Source organism: Limnothrix sp. CMB-01 (genome assembly GCF_055193175.1).
In genome coordinates this window covers 2,023,825-2,043,753 of sequence record NZ_CM143720.1, presented here as the reverse complement: position 1 = coordinate 2,043,753, position 19,929 = coordinate 2,023,825, and the positions used below count along the sequence as shown (strand labels likewise).

General features: G+C 55.0%; 13 protein-coding genes. 5 read left to right on the top strand and 8 right to left on the bottom strand.

The genetic code is table 11. The features are described from left to right. Window positions 1-465: 465 nt before the first annotated feature. A complete protein-coding gene (locus ACZA91_RS08610; RefSeq protein WP_463186102.1) occupies window positions 466-1,380 on the top strand; it encodes an alpha/beta fold hydrolase in 915 nt (304 codons plus the stop codon). A gap of 61 nt (window positions 1,381-1,441) precedes the next feature. On the opposite strand, the gene ACZA91_RS08605 is transcribed toward ACZA91_RS08610, so the two are convergent. After that, the gene (locus tag ACZA91_RS08605; protein ID WP_463186101.1) at window positions 1,442-2,836 is read right to left on the bottom strand and encodes a type IV pilus twitching motility protein PilT; all 1,395 of its coding nucleotides are present in this window, start codon (window positions 2,834-2,836) and stop codon (window positions 1,442-1,444) included. Between the two features lie 861 nt (window positions 2,837-3,697). Here ACZA91_RS08605 and larC point away from each other — a divergent pair. After that, window positions 3,698-5,398 carry a nickel pincer cofactor biosynthesis protein LarC gene (gene larC, locus ACZA91_RS08600; RefSeq protein ID WP_463186099.1) on the top strand — a complete coding sequence of 567 codons (1,701 nt, stop codon included), beginning with the start codon at window positions 3,698-3,700 and terminating at the stop codon, window positions 5,396-5,398. Between the two features lie 42 nt (window positions 5,399-5,440). After that, a complete protein-coding gene (locus tag ACZA91_RS08595) occupies window positions 5,441-6,535 on the top strand; it encodes a M42 family metallopeptidase (RefSeq protein ID WP_190533685.1) in 1,095 nt (364 codons plus the stop codon). Between the two features lie 111 nt (window positions 6,536-6,646). Here the strand turns inward: ACZA91_RS08595 and ACZA91_RS08590 are convergent, their stop codons facing one another. Then, window positions 6,647-6,991 carry a hypothetical protein gene (locus ACZA91_RS08590; protein ID WP_099534925.1) on the bottom strand — a complete coding sequence of 115 codons (345 nt, stop codon included), beginning with the start codon at window positions 6,989-6,991 and terminating at the stop codon, window positions 6,647-6,649. Between the two features lie 420 nt (window positions 6,992-7,411). Between ACZA91_RS08590 and ACZA91_RS08585 the strand changes: the two genes are divergently transcribed. Together ACZA91_RS08585 and ACZA91_RS08580 are read left to right on the top strand one after the other, a co-directional pair. Then, complete coding sequence (locus ACZA91_RS08585; RefSeq protein ID WP_463186095.1) at window positions 7,412-8,221, top strand: hypothetical protein; 810 nt, start codon at window positions 7,412-7,414, stop codon at window positions 8,219-8,221. Window positions 8,222-8,657: 436 nt separating this feature from the next. After that, complete coding sequence (locus ACZA91_RS08580; protein ID WP_463186093.1) at window positions 8,658-9,767, top strand: M23 family metallopeptidase; 1,110 nt, start codon at window positions 8,658-8,660, stop codon at window positions 9,765-9,767. Window positions 9,768-9,796: 29 nt separating this feature from the next. Here ACZA91_RS08580 and ACZA91_RS08575 read toward each other — a convergent pair whose 3' ends face one another. The 6 genes from ACZA91_RS08575 to ACZA91_RS08550 all read right to left on the bottom strand — a co-directional run bounded on the left by ACZA91_RS08575 (window position 9,797) and on the right by ACZA91_RS08550 (window position 19,388). Continuing rightward, the gene (locus ACZA91_RS08575) at window positions 9,797-15,931 is read right to left on the bottom strand and encodes a PAS domain S-box protein (RefSeq protein WP_463186091.1); all 6,135 of its coding nucleotides are present in this window, start codon (window positions 15,929-15,931) and stop codon (window positions 9,797-9,799) included. An 829-nt stretch (window positions 15,932-16,760) separates the two neighbouring features. Then, the gene (locus tag ACZA91_RS08570; RefSeq protein ID WP_463186090.1) at window positions 16,761-17,597 is read right to left on the bottom strand and encodes a DNA cytosine methyltransferase; all 837 of its coding nucleotides are present in this window, start codon (window positions 17,595-17,597) and stop codon (window positions 16,761-16,763) included. Window positions 17,598-17,615: 18 nt separating this feature from the next. Continuing rightward, on the bottom strand, window positions 17,616-17,981 hold the full coding sequence (locus ACZA91_RS08565; protein WP_463186088.1) for an element excision factor XisI family protein: 366 nt from the start codon (window positions 17,979-17,981) through the stop codon (window positions 17,616-17,618). Further along, window positions 17,966-18,403 (bottom strand): element excision factor XisH family protein, encoded by a 438-nt coding sequence (locus ACZA91_RS08560; RefSeq protein WP_099534919.1) that lies wholly within the window; start codon window positions 18,401-18,403, stop codon window positions 17,966-17,968. The genes ACZA91_RS08565 and ACZA91_RS08560 overlap by 16 nt, the downstream gene beginning before the upstream one ends. Before the next feature lie 58 nt (window positions 18,404-18,461). Further along, window positions 18,462-19,016, bottom strand: a complete 555-nt coding sequence (gene pyrR / locus ACZA91_RS08555; protein WP_463186085.1) for a bifunctional pyr operon transcriptional regulator/uracil phosphoribosyltransferase PyrR — start codon at window positions 19,014-19,016, stop codon at window positions 18,462-18,464. 87 nt (window positions 19,017-19,103) lie between these two features. Beyond that, the gene (locus tag ACZA91_RS08550; protein WP_099534917.1) at window positions 19,104-19,388 is read right to left on the bottom strand and encodes a DUF427 domain-containing protein; all 285 of its coding nucleotides are present in this window, start codon (window positions 19,386-19,388) and stop codon (window positions 19,104-19,106) included. Between the last annotated feature and the right edge of the window lie 541 nt (window positions 19,389-19,929).

The following is a 19,929-nucleotide window of genomic DNA, read 5'->3' as shown; positions in this document are numbered from 1 at the left end:
CAATGCGTTACGGCGATGATTGGCTTTTGCAGTTGTTAATTGCCGGTTGCCAGTGGCCAGTGGCCATTGCTGATGACCCGTCGCTGTTTTGTTGATTCTGGTTTGTTGATTCTGGTTTGTTGATTCTGGTTTGTTGATTGTTATTGCGTTGATTGCCGTAGTCGCGGTGGATCGAGGCGAATCGAGGTGGATCGTGATTGATCGCCCTGCTCGGAGCCAATTTCGAGGGGCGCATCGAGCGATTAGCCTCGATTCGCTGTCTTGCTGGGCCGGGGGCCGTGGGGATCGATCGAGACTTTTTCTCTTTCGGGCAGGGCAGCCAAAATCCGGAACCGTCAAAGGCTGAAACCCTGAAAACCACCACTACCAAAGCATTTCAGCTTCTCAAGTTTTTTGTTGGGGAACCGCTTCCCTTGCGCTTCCAAACCGATCCAGGGATCGGGCTGTTCCTGATAGGATCGGAGTATGGCAACCATCACCATTCGCGGCGTTCCCCACAGTTACCGGCTCGATCCCGATCGCCCCACCCGCTGGGCTTTGGTCTTTGTCCATGGTTGGCTGCTCAGCCGCCACTATTGGCAGCCCCTCATTGACCAATTTCAGCCCCATATCCCCTGTTTGTCCTATGACCTGCGCGGTTTTGGGGCATCCCAACCCACCCAACCCCAGCAATTTTCAACGCCGCGCGAGCGTTACCAGAACTACGCCCCGGCAGCCTATGCCGAAGATTTAAATCGGCTGCTTGAGCATTTGGGAATTGAGACCGCCTGGATTGTGGGTCACTCCCTTGGCGGAGCAATCGCCCTGTGGAGCGCCCACAAATTTCCCGATCGGATTCAAGGGGTCATTTGCCTCAACTCCGGCGGCGGCATTTATCTCAAAGAAGAATTTGAGCGCTTTCGGGCCGTTGGCCAGCGCTTGGTGCAATTTCGGCCCCAATGGTTGCGGGCCTTTCCGGGTCTCGATTGGGTCTTCAGCCGCGACAGCGTGGCCCGCCCCGTAGACCGCCACTGGGGTCGGCAGCGACTGATCGACTTTGTGACCGCCCATCCCGAAGCGGCCCTCTGGACTCTGTTGGAGTCCACCACCGAAGCGGAAGTTCATCGCTTGCCCCAGGTGGTGGCCCAGCTTACCCAGCCGGCCTACTTCATTGCCGGAAACCAAGATTCTGTGATGGAGCCGCGCTATGTGCGCCACTTGGCCAGCTTCCATCCACTGTTTGACATGTCGGGCGAAAACCTGCGGGAAATTCCCGATTGTGGACATATGGGCATGGTGGAACAGCCCATCCCGATCGCCCAAGAAATTAAAACCATCTTGCAACGCCACGGGGTCGATCACGGGTTGCAAACCCAACCCGAAGCCCTGAAAAACGTCTAGGCCCGAATCGGAGGCCATCGGAGACAAGGGGCTGAAGCCCCTTGCCCCTCAAACGCACAACCTACACCCGACCGCGCAGGAATTGGGCCATTTCGTTCGGTGTGGGCGAGTTTTCCAGCGCCACTTCCTCCGTGATGCGGCCCTCTTGGTAGAGATTAAACAGCGCCTTATTCATGGTGATCATGCCGTCAAACTCTGACTTCAGCATCACCTGGTTAATCTCCTCCATCTCGCCCTTGATGATGTATTCCTTAATCGCATCCGTGGCGATCAAGATGTCATGGTAGGCCGCTCGTTTCCCATCGGTGGTTTTGCACAACCCTTGGGCAATGATCGCCACCAACGATTCGGCCAAACTCACCCGCAGGGCCGCGTGCTCATTGGGGGGAAACATCCCCAACACCCGCTCGATCGTCTTGATGGCGCTGTTGGTGTGCAGGGTTCCACAAACCAAGTGACCCGTTGAGGCTGCCTTCAGAGCGATTTTCATCGTTTCCGCGTCCCGAATTTCCCCCACCAACATGATGTCCGGGTCTTGGCGCAGGGCCCCCTTCAGGGCGTTGAAAAATTGCCGCGTGTGCCGCCCCACTTCCCGGTGCTTGATCAGGGATTTTTGGCTGACATGCACAAACTCCACCGGATCCTCGATCGTGATGATGTGCTTCGCCATGCTCTTGTTGATGTAGTCGAACATGGCGGCCATAGTGGTGGACTTCCCGGAACCTGTGGGCCCCGTCACCAAAATCAAGCCCTTGTGGTAGTGGCAAACATCCCGGAACACGGGCGGCAAATTAAGCTGCTCCATGCTCAGAATGGTGGCCCCAATCAGCCGCAACACCATGGCCGGGCCCGCCAACGAATCAAAGCAGCTAATCCGAATCCGCACAAAGCCCAGATCGGCAGCTCCGTCATAGTCCAAATTTTCTTGGAAGAAGGCGATATCTTCTTCGCTCATGATTTCCCCCAACCAACTCATGAAGGTGTCGAGGTCGGTGGTGGGATAGTCCAGAGGCACGATGTCACCGCGCTTCCGAAAACGGGGCACTTCGTTCACTCCCAAGTGAATATCGGAGCAGCCTTCTTCGTCTGCCCGCTTCACGATGTCAATCATGGTTGGCTGACCGGGAGAGGGCTTGCGCTTCGCAGGAGGAGCGACCACTTGGGCCGCCACCGGAGCGATGGGGGGCCCTGACTGCACCACGGTGGACGGTGGCGCGGGGGTGGTGACCGTGTTGGCGGCCGGTGGCGGCGGGGCCACCCGAGGCGGCGGAGCCGTGGGGGCCGGCGGTGGGGCCACGCGCGGCGGGGCCATGTTGATCGGGAGGGTTTGCTCGTTGTTCCCGATCGGGGGAGGCGACGGAGGACGACCAGCAACCGGCGGTGGCGGCGGCGGGGCCACCCGAGGCAGTGGTGGCGGTGGCGGCGGGGGAACCGGGGGACGGGAGGCGTTCGTCATGGTCGTTTCCTCGTCGATGTCCTTGAGTGCGTTGAGCCAGTTGGGTGGTTGAGGTCAACTGGGCCGAGGTGGCGTTGAGAGAATGCGATGGTGTGATTGATTGCCCTGGGGAAGTCGCCCTGGTGGCCTTCACGCTGGGGAAGTCACGCTGGGGAAGTCACGCTGGGAAAGGGCATGAGAAGACTTCAGGATTGAGATTGCGAGAAGTCTTCGGGTCGATCGCCCGCTGATCAGTCGGGATTGGGGGCGATCGGGTCTAGTCACGCCATAGCATGACCTGTTGTTTATTGTGGCTCATTGTTGGCCCTGACGGTGCATCAATCATCACTGAATCGGGATCAGCAATCTCACTCTCAAAATCGACCAAAATTCAGATAATTTCGACATTTTTTGAAAACACTGGTGCATTTTTAACTCAGTGTTTATACGGGGTGTAATGTGGCAATTTTCTAGATGCATTGAGTTCACTGTTGATTAACCCTCAATCACCAGGAGCCGGAAGAAACCTATGATGAACCCCCATGGACTGACCCCAACACAACCAAGGGGCCCATCGATCGAACTGATGCGGCACTAATGCGGCCACACGGTCAGATCAACGCTGATTCATAATCAGTGCATTCGCGGGCACACAAAATTCACGAGCACGCTCAGTTCTTGAACGATTAACCAACCAACAGATCTCAAGATTTCATCTCTCAGGATTTCATCCAAGATCTCAAGATCTCAAGACCTCAATCAACAGATCATCAAGACCAATCATCAAGACCAACGATCGACCGGTTCCCGAACGAATTGCCAAAGCGCTGGCCGACAAGATGGCGGGATAGATTTTTCAGACTTGGGCGGAGGGCAAAACAAATGAAGGTAGCCTATTTTGATTGCCCAACGGGGCTGGCGGGGGATATGTGTTTGGGGGCGCTGCTGGATGTGGGTGTGCCCTTGGATTATGTGCGATCGCAGCTTGATCGCCTGGGAATTGCCGAGGAATATCGCCTCAGCAGCCAAACCATGCACCACAACGGCCAGCGAGCCTTGAAAGCGATCGTGGAGTGGCGATCGCCCGGTGGTTCCTTTCAGGTGGAAGATCCCATGGATGAGCCGGGGGAAGGGGCTGAACCATCTGCCCGCTCACCTGAAGCTCTGGGAGATCACGGGCACGAGCATCACGGGCGCAAGCATCATGAGCACGGGCATGAGCATCATGATCATGGGCATCACGAGCACGAGCATCATGATCATGAGCACGAGCACGAGCATCATGATCATGAGCATCACGGGCACGATGATCACGACCATAGCCCCGATCACCATCATCACCACGATCCCCACAACCATCACACCCATCACCACAGCCGCCGTTGGCCAGACATTGAGGCCATGCTTCTGAATTCGTTGCTACCCGATCGGGTGGTGCAATGGAGTCGATCGATCTTTTGGCAGTTGGCCCAAGCAGAAGGGGCTGTTCATGGCATTGCGCCAGAACAGGTGCAGTTCCACGAGGTGGGGGCGATCGATGCGATCGTGGACGTGGTGGGAACCTGCTTAGGGCTGGATTGGCTGGGGGTTGAGCGGATTTTCTGTTCCGCTTTGCCCACGGGCGGCGGCACGGTTTGGGCGGCCCATGGGCGATTGCCCGTGCCGGTTCCGGCGGTGTTGAAGCTGTTTGAAATGGGACAAGTGCCGGTTTATGCCAACGGAATCGATCGGGAATTGGTGACCCCCACGGGAGCCGCGATCGCCGTGGGATTGGCCCAGGGGTTCGGGTCGCCGCCGGCCATGACCCTTCAGCGGGTGGGGTTGGGCGCGGGCCAGCGATCGCTCCCATTGCCCAACATTATGCGGCTGTGGTTGGGAGAGTTGGCAGCGCCCGCCGGTTTGTCGGCTCCGTTGGTGCGATCGGCCCCTTTGTCCCCGCTGATTGTGCCCCCGCCTCGGAGCGATCGGGGCCCGCAGTCTCCGGCTCCGGGCGATCGGCCCGAGTGGTCTGCCCAGGCGGCCCAGCCATTGCCATCAGGGCAGTCTCGATCGGGTCAATCCGGCCCAGCTTTGCCGGGGCCGGAAAGCCTAGCCAGTCCCCATGATCCTGACCTGGAAACAGTGGCGGTGTTGGAAACCCAAATTGATGATTGCAGCCCCCAGGCGATCGCCTACGCGATCGAGCGGTTGTTGCAGGTGGGGGCCCTGGATGCCTTTGTGCAGCCCGTGACCATGAAGAAATCGCGATCCGGCGTGGCCATCACGGTAATTACGCCCCTGGATCGGTTCACCGCCTGTGAGGATGTGTTGTTTCAAGAAACCACCACGATCGGGATTCGGCGATCGTTTCAACAGCGCCGTGTTTTGCCGCGCCATTTGGAAGTGGTGGACACGGACTATGGCCCCGTGCGGGTGAAGGTGGCTTGGCAAGACGAAACCCGCAAAACGGTTCAGAATGTTCATCCAGAATTTGAGGATGTGGCCGCTTTGGCACGCGATCGGGCCATTTCTTGGCTGGATATTCACCGAGCAGCTTGGATTGCTTGGGAACAGGCGCGTCGGGCCACGGAGGGCGATCGCTAAAATTCTGCAAGTCAATCACCATCCCAGACCCGTGATCTCGCCATGTATGACGAACTTTTTGCAACCATCAGCGCCCTAGTGATGTGTCATTCGCCCAGCGGGGCCGAACAGGAGGTCGATCGCTGGTTAATCGCTCGCGCCGAGGCTCTGGGGTTGACCTGGAATCAAGACGAGGCCGGTAATTTGATTTTTGTGATTCCCGGGCGCGATCGCACCGCCAAGCCGATCGCCATCACGGCCCACAAGGATGAGATCGGCGCGATTGTCAAAGGCGTTGAGTCCGATGGGCGGGTGCAGTTGCGCAAGCTGGGCGGGGCTTTCCCTTGGGTCTATGGCGAAGGGGCGATCGATCTGTTGGGCGATCGCCAAACTATCACCGGCGTACTCAGTTTTGGATCGCGCCATGTGTCCCACGAGTCCCCCCAGCGGAATTTGCAGGACAACCAGCCCCTGACCTGGGAGCGGGCCTGGGTGGAAACGGGTCGGATTCCTGCTGAGTTGGCCGCAGCGGGCATTCGGCCCGGCAGCCGCGCCGTGGTGAGCAAACACCGCAAACAACCGTTGCGCCTGGGCCCGAACCAAATCGCCAGCTACACCTTAGATAACAAAGCTTCCGTGGCCATTTTGCTGGATTTGGCAGAACGGCTATTGGCCCAGGAGGAGCCGCCGGCCATGGATCTATATCTGGTTGCTTCCGCCAAGGAAGAGGTGGGAGCCTTGGGAGCCATGTACTTTGCGCAACAACAGAAGCTGGCGGCCCTGATTGCATTGGAAATTGCCCCGATCGCCCCGGAATACCCGATCGCCCCGGGGCCCGTGCCGGTGTTGCTGTCCCAGGATGCCTATGGGCTGTATGACGAAGACCTGAACCGGGCGCTACAGGCGGCGGCCGAGCGATTGCACTTACCCATTCAATACGCCGTGATCAGCGGATTTGGCAGCGATGGTTCGATCGCCATGAAATTTGGCCATGTGCCCCGGGCCGCCTGCTTGGGCTTCCCCACCCAAAACACCCACGGTTACGAGATTGCCCACCTCAAGGCGATCGCCCGCTGCACAGACATTCTGATGGAATTTGTGCAGCAGCCTTTTCCACCGCCAGTCGAAAAGCCAGTCGAACAGGTGAACGCGCCCTAAGACCGATCACCAAATCGCCTGAAACCTTGATTCCACCGTTGCCAGATCGTGGGGGACAAGGGGCTTAAGCCCCTTGTTACAACGATGAGGGTTAAGCAATGACAACCAACCTTAAACCTGCTCTAGGTAATCATTCAGGTCAGACATCAGGCGATCGAGCGCCGTTTCCAAACTGAGCCGAATCCGATCGTCCCGCACGGTCAACAGCACCTTCGCCGCAAAGGGCGATGGCCAAATATTGGGGTTACAAAACACCTCCAAAAACACCTCTCCCGCATGTTGATAGTCCAAATTGGCTTGGGGCGTGGGGCGATCACCGGGAGTCACCTGGGTGGCGGCCTTGATTCGATCGATCAGCCCCTTCAATTCCGTTTGTAATTGCCGGGCCGCGGCGGGTGCATAACCAAAAGCAACGGAGCCAGTTTCTAAATTGAGGCGGCAGGTAGGCGTAGTCATCCACAAATTTCCTAAAAATAGCCACACTGCTCCAAGCGCAGAACAGCGGGGCCAAACTATGCCCAATGTCCAAAATTAATGGCAGCGAATGACTAAGCACATGATTAAGCAAATGACTCAGCATGACTAAGCAAATGATTAAGCCACTCACTGCCCAATCCCGAACAAGGGGTTTAAACCTTTTGTTACCACGAATGTTCTAAGGTTTTTGTCAATTCTGGTGAACGAGAGTCAAGGTAAATTGCAACAAATCTAATCAAACCAACAAATCTATAGAATTCGCAAAATCCTCAGAAATTGGGGCGATCGGGCGACTGCTCTGCATTCAACGCTTGATCCAATGCTTTTACCCCTAGCCCTCAATCCCAAGGAGTCTGGTTAGGATGGCGATTGACCAAGGTTGAAGACCCCCTTACAGCCATGTTTTCGACTGTTTCAATCTCTCAAATTTCCCAACGTCTCCTTGGGGCAGCGCTGGGTTTGGTTTGCACGTTGTCGATCGGCCCCCATGCGGTGCAGGCGACCCCATCCCCCAAGGAACGCTACAACGAGGCAATTCGGGATGCGGCGGTGGCGGAACCCACCGAGCAGGTTTCGGAGCTAATTCCCCTCACGCCGGATAATCCGAATTTGGTTTGGCATCCCGATCGCCAGCGATTGTTGATGGTGACCTGGAAGAGTCAAAGCTCGTTCGATCGCTTCATCAAGCCCGCCACCAACAGTTCCAGCAACGAAAACCAGCTGATTTGGGTCACGGCTGCTCCCCAGGTGCAACAGCTTTGTCGGCAATATCGCCAACAGAATCCCAACGCCACTGAAGCGGATTTGAAACTGCGGCTCCAGCAATATTTGGGCTTGGATCCGGCCTGGAACTATGACGTGTTTGTGGAAATGTGGGTGGATGTGCGGGATTTGTTTCGCCCCTGCGCGGATCCGGAAGTGAGCGATCGCCAGTGCCAAGCGGATTTTCCCCAATCCCTGGCGGCGGACTTGCCAAAGGTGGCGGGCATCACCCCCCGATCGGGCATTGCCAACTATCAAACCTTCTTCAGGGGGCTGTATTACCGCAGCATTCGCACTAATCTGCAACCTTTCACCGGCTTGGGCTACACCTACGATTGGGGCAACCCCAATAGCGAAGTGGGAGCCAGCGAATTTATCCTTGTGCCCGGTGCGGCCTACACGATCGAGCGGGCCGTGCCCACGGGGGATTATTGCAAACCCGAATGACGCATTCCGGGACTTGCTAGAAGCTCACAAATTATGACTAATCCTGAATAGGATGGGATGATCACGGAACCGCCTGAGGTCTCAAACCCGCGAACGAACCGGTTTGGGATGGGGGGTTAGGCGGTTACCTTGCTCGATCGCCCGTTTGGCACAAGGCTTAGGATTCACAACGCGGAAGCAAGACAAACTGAACAAGCAACCGGCCGAAAAGTTGCAACCAAAATGGGCCATGGGGGGTCTAAGGCTGGGGAATCATCGCCATCTCAGTCTTGGTCGGGTCTATTTTTGGCGGGTCTGTCGGGTCTATGGAGCAGTCTCCTGATGACCACAGCATCTTCGGAAGGTTAGGGCAGGGCAGCTCTTTGGCGATCGACTTTGGTTTTTCTGAACAATAACGGTGAGTGACATGTTTCCATGGCCCCTAAGGATCGGCTCCTTGATCTTGATCGGCGCGGGGTTGACTTGGGTGGGTCTGAAGGGCCCGATCGGGCAATCGGCCCCTTCAGATTCCCCCGCGTTGGCCCAAGCGGCCGACTCGTCCACGATCGCGCCGGCCGGCGGTGTCACCAGCATTCCGGCTCCGGAGCGCTCGACCGATGGTCGCTTGGCCCAGAGAACGGCCACCGCCCTGTTGCGCCGCCCGATCGATTGCCAACTGGGCAAAGATTGCTTTGTGATGCTCTATCCCGACCACGACCCCAGCACGGGCGAGCGGGATTCCATGTGTCGGCACTTGACCTATGACGGTCACAACGGCACGGATTTTGCAATTCCCTTCTGGACTCCGCAAACGGCCGTACCGGTGGTGGCCACGGCGGCGGGCACGGTGTCGGCCATGCGGGATGGTGTGCCCGATCGACGGCTCACTTCCCCGGAAGCGCGATCGACCGTGGCGGGCATTGAGTGCGGCAACGGCGTAATGCTAGACCATGGCAACGGCTGGCAAACCCAGTATTGCCACATGAAACAGGGCAGCGTGCGGGTCAAAATTGGCGATCGAGTCCAAGCGGGCAATCCCCTGGGTCTAGTGGGTCTATCGGGCATGACCACCTTTCCCCATGTGCATGTGACGGTGCGCAAGGATGGCAAGGAAGTGGATCCGCTGTTGGGGGGCGATCGGATTGCGGGCTGCGCGACGGGCAACAACACCAACACGGTTTGGAATGACGGGGCGCGCAACTATGTGGCCACGGGGCTAATTCGCAGCGGCTTTGCCCCCAAGCAACCGGTGGAGGATGAGCTGTGGCGCGGCGAGTTCCAAAGCAACCAAATTCCCGGCCAAGCGGAGGCGCTCACCTTTTGGGTTCATGCCTTTGGGGTGCAAAAGGGGGATGTGGAATATTTCAAGCTGTTGGCCCCCGATGGTTCGATCGTCACGGACTATCAACGGCCGATCGACCAAGATCACAAACAGTGGATTACCTACGTGGGCAAGGGCACTCGGCGATCGCCCCTGATGCCAGGCACTTGGACCGCTTCCTATCGGTTGATGCGGGGTAACCAAACCTTGATTCAGCTCGATCGCCAGCAGGCGGTGGTGCGCTAGGCAGCCAGCCTTAGCCGGGACGAAGCCACCTAGCTCGGAAACTGGGGCAGCAGGTTTTGAATCGTGGTCACCAACTGGCGCAGGCGCACCGGTTTCGTTAAATACTCATTGGCTCCGGCCGCCAAGCATCGATCGCGATCGCCCTCCATGGCCAGCGCCGTGAGGGCCACGATCGGTAAGTTAGCGTATTGCACATCTTGCCGCAGTAATTGCATCGCCTCCAGGCCATCCATCCCCGGCATTTGCACATCCATTAACACCAAATCGGGCTGCGATTGTTGCACTTGAGCGATCGCCTCTGCACCATTTTTGGCCAGAATCACCCGATATCCTTTGGCCGTTAAATAACTCACGATCGTGTTGATGTTGGCCTCTTGATCTTCCGCCAACAAAATGCAGGGCGATCGGCCCCCATCCGTTGATTCAATCACCAGCGATGAATCCAAATTGGCCGATGATTGATCATCACTAGCGTCCGCGATCGTGCGACCAGGATGGTAGGGCAAATCGACCGTGAAGCAACTGCCACTCCCCACCTTGCTCGTGACCCCCACCCGGCCGCCGTGGAGTTCCACAATCCGCTTCACCAGGGCCAAACCCAGCCCCGTTCCTTCGTATTGGCGATTCAGCGCACTATCAATTTGCACAAAGGGACGGAACAGCCGATCTAACTGATCCGGGGCAATCCCAATTCCCGTATCGATAATGGAAAACCGCAGCCAAGATTGAGACGGCTGCGATTCTTGAACGGCGTAATTTTCCAGGGAAACCAACAGCGTCACACGCCCATTTTCCGGCGTGAACTTCACGGCATTATTCAGCAAATTAATCAGCACTTGCCGCATTCGCCGTTCATCTAACAATGCGTGGGGCAACTGACTGGGAATTTGAGTATCTACCTGAATATGTTTCTTCAGGGCCTGTTGTTTAATGAAAGTCAAACTAGATTGACACAGAGGCACGATCGCCGTGGGCGCTTGATCCAATTCCAATTGCCCCGATTCAATTTTGGCCACATCCAAAATGTCATTAATCAGGGAGAGCAAATGGGAGCCGGTACGCTCGATCGTCCCCAAGGCTTTGAGCTGACTATCATTAATCGAGCCAAAAACCTGTTCCTGCAACCCTTCGGTCATGCCCAAAATGGCATTCAAGGGCGTGCGTAATTCATGGCTCATGTTGGCCAAAAACTCATCTTTCAGGCGAGTCGCCCGAATTAATTCATCATTGGTGCGCTGTAGTTGTTCTTCGGCTTGGCGGCGCTGGCGATCGACCCGATAGCCCTCAATTAGGGTGCTACAGGTGACCAAAAATGGCTCTAGATAACCCACCATGCTCGACTCATAACCGCCGGGCCGGTTGGCAATTCCAATCATCCCCACCAATTGATTACCTTGATAGAATGGAATGCCTAAAAATGCCTGCAAGGGAGGGTGGCCGGGTGGTGTGCCGCCACTGCGCGGGTCGGTGCTGGGACTGTTGGCAATCACGGGTTTACCGGTCATGATCACCGCGCCAAAGAGCGTGTTCATGTTGGTAAATTGCATTCCCGTTTCATAGTTATCTTCATAGAACTTTTGCGTAGTTTCATCCCAAGCGATGTTGGTGACACTGTGGGATTGCAGGTAGGGAACGCCTTTAATTTTGAGAAAGCCTTCTTCGATCGCGGCACTGCCATCGCCTCGAAATAGCGCTTCTCCGATAAAGCCATATTCACTTTCGGTCAGTTCTAATAAGCCATTCAGAAGGCCTTCAAAGATTGTTAATCGATTGGCAGCCGTAATAAATTCTGTTTGGGCTTGGCTGATGGTGGAAAGCAGGAAGTTGCTATTTTTGAGGTCAATTTCTGCTCGTTTGCGCGGGGTGATATCAAAACGAACGGCCAAAAATCGAATCGGTTTCCCTGCGCGATCGAGAAACGGCACGATCGTGCTGTCTACCCAATAGAGCCGACCATCTTTCGCGCGGTTGCAAATTTCCCCGCGCCAAATTTGCCCCGCCAAAATGGTGTCCCACAAGTCCTTAAAGAAGGAGGCGGGATGGTGGCCAGACTTCACGAGTCGATGGGTTTTGCCAATCAATTCCTCGCGGCTGTAGCCGGAAACCGCGATAAATCGATCGTTGACATAGGTCATGACCCCTTGGGCATCGGTAATCACCACGATCGCGGAGGCATCGAGCGCCAGCTTAAAGGCGGCCAATTCCTGAAGCAGCCGTTCTCGCTCCAGTTCTGCTTGCTTGAGGGGGGTGATGTCTTCGGCAATGCCCGCGAGGCGATAAACCTCTCCTTGGGCGTTGCAAATGGGGAATGCCCGATCGCGAATCCAACGCTGTTCGCCATCGGGCCGCAGGATCCGATATTCCTCGTCAAATTCGCCCAATAACTGTTTGGGAAGGGCGGTCAAGACCCGATCGTGATCCAGGGGGTGAATGCTGGTGGCCCAACTGTCGGGGGTGATATAGAGTTCTTCGCTGGGTCTGCCCCAAATCCGCTCATAGGCGGGGCTGACGTAGATCCGATTGGTGCGATTGAGATCCAAAATCCAAAATACCGAATCCACAGCTTCGGCCAATTGGCGGAATTTTTCTTCGCTCTCACGTAGGGCTTCTTCGGAACGTTTGCGATCGCTGATGTCCACCACCACGCAAACACAGCTACCGGTTGCGGGGGCAATCATGGCCACGCCGATTAGCACCCACACCCAATGGCCATTTCGATGCACGTAGGCCTTTTCCCAAGGGGCGATCGACTCGTGTTGCCGCAGGTGTTCAATGGCCGCGATGTCTTGCGCTCGATATTCGGGCGGTGTGAGTTCGGCCCAGTTTAAGCGCCCGGCTTGCAAGTCCAGGCGATCGTAGCCCAGCATTTCCAAGAAGCAATCGTTGGCATCAACAATCAGCCCCTCAAAGTTGGTGAAGATGGTTCCCACCACGTTGGAGTCAAACACACGGCGGAATTTCTCTTCGCTTTGCCGCAGGGCCGCCTCGGCCTGTTTGCGATCGCTGATGTCATAGTTCACGCCAATCATGCTTTGGGGCTGGCCTTGGGCATCACAAAGCAACTCGCCATAGGCCTTGATGTGGCGGACGGTGCCATCGGCAAGCATGACTCGAAATTCGGTGTCGTAACGGGCTTCGCCGCGTGTGGCGGCATGGAGTAACTGTTCGGTGGCCGGTCGATCGTCCGGATGGACGGAACTGGCCCAAATGTCGTAGGGCAGGCGCTGATTTTGGCCGGGTTCCACGGGCGCAACCCCATACAGGCTGTACATCCGCTCATCCCAAACCAGGGTGTTGGCTCGAATATTCCATTGCCAACAGCCGATCGCGCCGGATTCCAGGGCAAGGGTGAGCCGTTGGGACAGGTCGGCCAATTGGCGTTCGGCATTTTTGCGATCGCGAATATCCCGAAAGATGCCTTGCACCAGTTGGGTTTGGCCCACCTGCACGATCGAGCCGGTAATTTCCACCGGAATTGCTTGCCCATCGGCCCGCTGAATTTGACCATTGGTGAGCTGGCACAGACCATCCGTAATCACCGATTGGAAGGCCTGCACCATCTCCTCCTGGCAATCGATCGGGTGCAACTGGGATTGGTGCATCTGGATCAGTTGGGCGCGGTCATAGCCAAACAGTTCCTCCGCCTTGCGATTCACTTCCAGGATTTCCCCTTGAAGGTTGGTCACCACGATCGCGTCACTTGCCCCCGCCATCAAGCCACGATAGCGAGCTTCCCGTTCCTGAAGTTGGGCTTCGGCGGCCTTGCGCTCGGTCACATCCCGCACCATCACCAGGGCCGCATCCGCATCACTGCCCACAATCCGCAATTCCTCATCCAGAACCCGATCGCCCAGGATCCGCCGCTGTTCAATGACTTGCAGTTGGCCGGTTTCGATCGTCTGGTTCACCGCCTCCAACACCGCCTCCAACTGATCCGCCGCCACCCAATCGGTCAACTGGGAGAGGGTTGGGGTGTCCGCTGCCTCCAACGAATCGCCAGTCGCCTCAGCGCGGAAGCGGCCCCAGGGATGTTTCGCCTGGGTGAGGGTGCTGTAGTCCAAACATTGGCCCCGAGGGGTCACCCGCAGCAGGCGATCGGGAATGGCCGCCACCATTGCCCGAATCTGGGCTTCCCGAATTTGCAGCGTGGTGGTGCGCTTGGCCACCTTCCGCTCCAAGGACTGATTCAAGTCCCGCAGTTGCCATTCCACTTGTTTGCGATCGCTGATGTTGCGCACCAAAACCAACACCTCGTCATCGCGGTAAGGAACCACCCGCACTTCCTCAATTCGCAACACCTCATGGGTGGACAGATTTTGCTCATAGAACTGAACGGTTTTGGTGGCCAAGGCTCGCTGAATGGCTTTCATCCGCTTTTGGGCGGCCACCGGCGGCAGCAATTCCGACACATGCTTACCGACCCAACTACTTAAATCGCCAACCCGATCGAACTCAGGGTTGGCGACAAATTCCAGAAAAATCCCTTCAGCATTCAGCCGCACTAACAAATCCGGCAGCGCACTGACTAGGGCCCGTTGGTGTGCTTCCGCTTCCCGCAAGGCCGCCTCGGCCCGGCGACGCTCTTCCAACTCCGCGGCCAAGACCGCATGGGATGTGGCCTGCTTGAGGGCAATGCCCACCTGCACCCCCAGGGCTTGCAGCAAGTCAATTTCCGCGGCCTGCCAAAGTCGCGGGCGATCGTGCTCACTGGCCACCATCAACCCCCACAGGCGATCGCCCACCAGCAAGGGCAAAATCAGTTGGGCCCGCATCTGGAGGCCGAGCAGCAAATTTCGATGGCAGTCCGACAACGGCGCAGTGGTGACATCCTCCAGCACCCGCACTTGGCCCCGCCGAAAGGGATCCAAAAAAGCCGACCCCAAACAGTCATCCTGAACCCGCCGCCCCAACAGGGACTGACCCTGATCGCTCGGATCCGCCAAAGCCTCCGCGATCGTTACGCCGCTGCAATCGCCCTCAAATTGATAGACAATCACCCGCGCACAGTTCAGCAGCCGCTGCACTTGCTGCACCGTCGTTTCCAAAATGGTGTGCAAATCCAGGGCATTATGAATTTGCGTGGCCACTTCCCGCAACAGCGCTTCCCGTTCCGCCTGTTGCCGCAGTTGGGCAGTGCGCTCGGCCACCTCCCGCTCCAGTTCCTGCGCTCGGCTTTCCAGCAGCGCCAATCGTTCTTGCTCCAACTGCGACACCTGGGTTTCCAGCACCGTCGCCAAGTTGTAGATTTCCAGCGGATTCAAGGCCTGTAGCAGGCGCGTTTGGCTGAGGATGCCCAGCAATTGCCCCTGGTCATTGGTGATCACCAATCGCCGAATCCAGCGATCGGCCATCAACTGTTGCGCCTCCCACAGGCTGGTGTGGGGACTGACGCTAAACACCGGGCTGCTCATCACCAAATGGGCACTGGTTTGATCCAAGGGCAACCCCAGGGCCTGAAATTGCACCATATCCCGCTCGGTCACCAGGCCCACGGGCGGCCCACCCATCGGCTGTAGAGATGAGGCAGCGGCAAGATCGCCCTCAAGATCGTTCGCTGATTTCGCCGCTGAATCATCGATCGCCCCGATCACTGCGTGGGCCGGATCCACCAACACCACGCAACTCACCTGGTTCTCACTCATTAATTGCGCCAATTCCAACAGAGAGGCGTGAGAGCTGGTCACCACAATCGATCGGCTCATCACTTCCTGGACTTGGCGCAACCGCAACAGGTCGATCGGGCGGGCCAACTGGCGCAAACTTTCCTGGGTAATTAGCCCCAACAGGCGATCGGCCTCATCCACCACCGGCAAATGTCGAATTCGATGTTTCGTCAACAGATGAATGGTGGAAAACAAATCCGTAAACTCACTCTCCCGCAGCATCACCAGTTCCCGCGTCATCACGGCGGTCACCGGGCGATCGAGCGGGCACTGCTGCGCACTCAAGCGCACCAAATCTCGCTCCGTCAAAATGCCCACCACCCGATCGTCCACCCTCACCAGCACACAACTGGGGCGAGACCCGATCGCCGCCTTCTGTGGATCCGCCTGGGCCGCCGGCAGCCCACTCATCAGGGAAACCACATCCCAGACCGTTGCCGCCGCATCAACCACCAATGGTTGGCGGATAATAGCCGCCCTCAGTTCAGAAACCGTCAGCATAGGAAACGGAATGGACATGACAGGACTTGTTTTTGAGCGAGAAAAATCGAGCGCATCCGGCTAACGGAGGTCAAAGCAGCTAAATTTGCCCCCAATTAGCTTTAAAACTCCCCCAAAACACAGCAAAAGCCCATTGCTTGGCGCGAATACTAGCTTAGGTCTGGCCGATCCTGCATCAGACCATCTCCCCACTGGTTCTATCAATTTGTTCTCAGCTCAGGGGAGCGATCGGGATCACAGCCGAAAACAGCATCTCCTAACAGCTAAAGTACCCCGACCAAAAACCCAAGCGATCCCAGACCACCACGATAGGCCTTTGATCAATTGACCTCACCGAAAAGTTATGCAAGATCCACACCAGCCGTCACAGTTTACCGTCTTAATCAAGCTAGAAATGCTTTTAGATACTCTGACGGCGATCTGTGACTAAGCCATGGTAGATATCGCTTTTCCTCTAAAATTGACGTAAAACGAGCATAGCACGTGACTTTCTTTACCAAGAGTCATATCTTTATTTTATTTTTAATTCTTTCAAAAAGTCAAAAATGATACCTTGCATTGTCAAGCAGTCCCTAGAATCCATCCCAGTTAAAAACTAACCCTAAAAAGCAAAATGGTGAAATCTGATCAACAAAATTCAACAAAATCGACTCACGCGCAAATCTATAGAGTAAGCATTAATCACCGCAATGAATGGGTTTTTGGCGATCGCATTATCCAAAACACGATCCATCATTTGTTGAATTTCCTGTTGAATCGCAGCTTTGAGGAGCGAACTTTCCATAATCATTCCAGTGTTGCTAGTTTTCGGTCAGCGCAAAAAGTAAGATCAGAGACATTGCAAGATGGATTGCACGATCGCAGCGATTACCGGCACAGAAACCGCATTCCCGAATTGTTTCTTAGCGATGCTGCTATTGGGATACAGAATAAAGTTTTCTGGGAATCCCTGGAGTTTGGCATAGTCCTGGGCCGTGAGCGATCGAAACTGGCCGGGATAATAAATCTCTTCCAAAAATTGTTGCTTATAGGTATTCGGTTCACAGCCATTGAGAGCCGCTGTCGCCACAAAATCACGGGTTCCGCTGGCCGTTAGCGTCCCGATCGCTTCAGCAGTAGGCAAGAAAATTCGCGATACCCCCTGAATGCCGGTTGAGATTTTGGAGTTTTCAAAGTCAAAGCGATCGACTGTGACTTCTCGCAGAATTTCTTTCTGTACCAATACCGTAATTTCAGTCTGATCTAAATCCGGAATCAAACCCTGAAAATCTTCTAAGGAAAGGGGATTACCATCCTTGGGGCCATATTTCTTTTTACGACGATTTCTCAGCAGGGTCATGCAGATGAATTTTTCCCGATCGCTCGTTGGAATCAGATCCCAAGAGTGAATGGTGCTGTGGCCATCGCGCACATCGCTGAACAGGAAAAAGTCATTGAGTTCATCAATTTTTTGGAATCGCCCACGGGAGGCAGGAATCTTATCACCAAAGAGTGATCGCGGTGAAAACTTTAATTTGGGTTCCAAACAAACGGGCAGATCATCAAGCACTTCATAGAGTTTGCGGGGGCGATCGCTGGCGGCAGGGAACTGAAATTGCCCCGCACGTTCCAGATCGTTACGTAAACCGACTAATATGTTGGTCTCAATCTGCTTGAAGCCAATCAAGGTTTGATCAGAAAAAACCTAAGCTATTGCAGACTGTTTCGATGAGCTATTTCTATCAACATCAAGACGAGAACCGGTGGGGCAATCTGGTAAATATGCCAGGACAATCCTTTCAGGTGAAACTCCCTTTTTGACTAAATCGTAGAAAATTCCATGTTCTATGCCATCATATTCAATCCTAATCATTTCTTGATCTAGGACAACGTAGATCAAATTTCCGCGAATGCGGCGATCGCGATCCCATCCTGTTTGCATCAGGGCATAACGACCCTGGTGATCATCAAAAATTGTCTCTAGTCGAATCTTTCCGTGAGAAGGCTGGAACTGAGCATAATGCTCAATCACTTGCTTGATAATTTCACTGGCTGCTAAGGATTGATCCATTGAATAATTTCCTCATGCTCTAAATTGACAACAATCAAATTCAAAGGCAGTTTCTCAATTACCAATTGTCCAATTGGCTCTCTAAAAAAATTGTGATACACATCTTCTGAGATTGCCAAATATAAAATACGATCAGGATCAACTTCTTGGAGCAATAAAAGATAAAGCTGATATTGACCGATCGCCTGCTGAAGTTCAGTGATTAATGAAGCGCTGCGGAATGTTTTGATTTCAATTGCAATGCGCTCACTGGAGCGACTAGCCCCAACGATCGCACTCAACAATCCACTCTCTGTTGCACCAAGGTCGATGAATAGAAAACGCTCACCGTAGGCAATTACAAACGGATCGTCAGTAATTTGCCAGCCATCTTTGAGAATTGCTCGCCGAATAATGTCGTGAATTTGATCACGTTGTGGCATTGAATCTATCCATTATGTTAACCAAATATTCTGAGTGAGTCGGGGATAAATGGAGAAACTAATTGACGGGAGCGCGGCTGAGTTCGACGGCATCACGGCCATCGAGTTCTTGGAGGTAGACTTTCACCTTTTCGTCCTTGGCGGTGGGCAGCACTTTGCCGGTGTAGTCCGGGTGAATGGGCAGTTGACGATGGCCCCGATCGACCAAAGACAACAACCGAATCGACTCGGGCCGACCGTAATCCAAGGTGGCGTTTAAGGCTCCGCGAATGGTGCGGCCGGTGAAGATTACGTCATCGACCAAAATGGTGATTTTGCCCGTGAGATCAACGGGAATATCGCTGCGTTCGGGGGTGCGGGGGCCAATTTTGTCGAGGTCGTCGCGATAGAAGGTGATGTCCAGTGCGCCGACGGGAACGGTTACGCCTTCGAGCATTTCGATTTGGCGGGCCAGCAGTTTGGCCAGGGGTACGCCCCGGGTGTAGATGCCCACGAGCACGACTTTAGAGAGGTCGCCCGATCGCTCAACCACTTCGGACGCAAGCCGGTTGACGGTGCGGCGCAACTCGTCGGCGGACAAAATTTCGATCGTGGCGGCAATTTCGGGGGACATATCCGGCGCGGGCGTTGATTTATTTGTGGATTATGCACGCGATCGACCGTTTCGCGGTGGGGGCGATCGTGCGATCGCCCCCAATCATTACGCTTCCACCTTCACGCCGCGCCAGAAGGCCACATAACCGGCGATTTTCTTGGCAGCATCCTTGGGTTCGGGATAGTACCAGGCGGCATCGGGGTTGGTTTGGCCATCCACGGCGATCGTGTAGTAGCTGGCAACACCTTTCCAGCCGCAGGTGGTGTGGGTGTTGCTGGGTTGAAAATAGTCCGACTTAATCGCGTCGGGCGGGAAATAGTGATTTCCTTCCACAACTTCGGTGCGATCGCTCTCGGCAATCACGGTTCCGTTCCAAATTGCTTTGGCCATGGGCTTCTTAACTTGTCCTTTCGGGGTGATTGTGTGGTCTGTTTTTAAAGATAGCGGCACAGACGAACAATCAGATCACAGCGATTAGCCACAGCAACGTCGCAGACTCATCTGAGGTTTTTGATGGGCAGGACATCTCGATGGTTCAGTCTCGGTGGAAACGGCCGCTAGTAGTATTTAGGTAGAATGATGAGAGAAAGTCAGGAAGTGATGACAAAGACCATCTTACTAGTTACCTGTTTCTCTTCTATTCAAGCAAACTCACTATGAGAAACCACAGAGAATTTAAAGAATCAGGTAGTGCTGTAATTCAGTAGTAATTTTTAGCAATTCATCGATAACGCTGAAAGACTTTCATTGGCCTATTATTTCATAGGTAGTACTTGACAGTAATTATGCTGAACTAAAAGAGGAAGACCAGGATCTAAATCAATAAGTCCTTGCAGCCCAGGATCATCTGAAACCAGAAAAGACAGAAATTATCTAATTACTGAAGATCAATTCTCATAACGGTCACCTCATTCAAAAGAAGATACTGATT

What these genes read in the sequence shown, in the direction of transcription:
- ACZA91_RS08575 (WP_463186091.1), bottom strand. Translation starts at nt 15,931, where the DNA reads ATGCTGACGGTTTCTGAACTGAGGGCGGCTATTATCCGCCAACCATTG.
- ACZA91_RS08550 (WP_099534917.1), bottom strand. Translation starts at nt 19,388, where the DNA reads ATGGCCAAAGCAATTTGGAACGGAACCGTGATTGCCGAGAGCGATCGC.
- ACZA91_RS08585 (WP_463186095.1), top strand. Translation starts at nt 7,412, where the DNA reads ATGTTTTCGACTGTTTCAATCTCTCAAATTTCCCAACGTCTCCTTGGG.
- ACZA91_RS08590 (WP_099534925.1), bottom strand. Translation starts at nt 6,991, where the DNA reads ATGACTACGCCTACCTGCCGCCTCAATTTAGAAACTGGCTCCGTTGCT.
- ACZA91_RS08565 (WP_463186088.1), bottom strand. Translation starts at nt 17,981, where the DNA reads ATGGATCAATCCTTAGCAGCCAGTGAAATTATCAAGCAAGTGATTGAG.
- ACZA91_RS08595 (WP_190533685.1), top strand. Translation starts at nt 5,441, where the DNA reads ATGTATGACGAACTTTTTGCAACCATCAGCGCCCTAGTGATGTGTCAT.
- ACZA91_RS08560 (WP_099534919.1), bottom strand. Translation starts at nt 18,403, where the DNA reads ATGCCACAACGTGATCAAATTCACGACATTATTCGGCGAGCAATTCTC.
- ACZA91_RS08605 (WP_463186101.1), bottom strand. Translation starts at nt 2,836, where the DNA reads ATGACGAACGCCTCCCGTCCCCCGGTTCCCCCGCCGCCACCGCCACCA.
- pyrR (WP_463186085.1), bottom strand. Translation starts at nt 19,016, where the DNA reads ATGTCCCCCGAAATTGCCGCCACGATCGAAATTTTGTCCGCCGACGAG.
- larC (WP_463186099.1), top strand. Translation starts at nt 3,698, where the DNA reads ATGAAGGTAGCCTATTTTGATTGCCCAACGGGGCTGGCGGGGGATATG.
- ACZA91_RS08610 (WP_463186102.1), top strand. Translation starts at nt 466, where the DNA reads ATGGCAACCATCACCATTCGCGGCGTTCCCCACAGTTACCGGCTCGAT.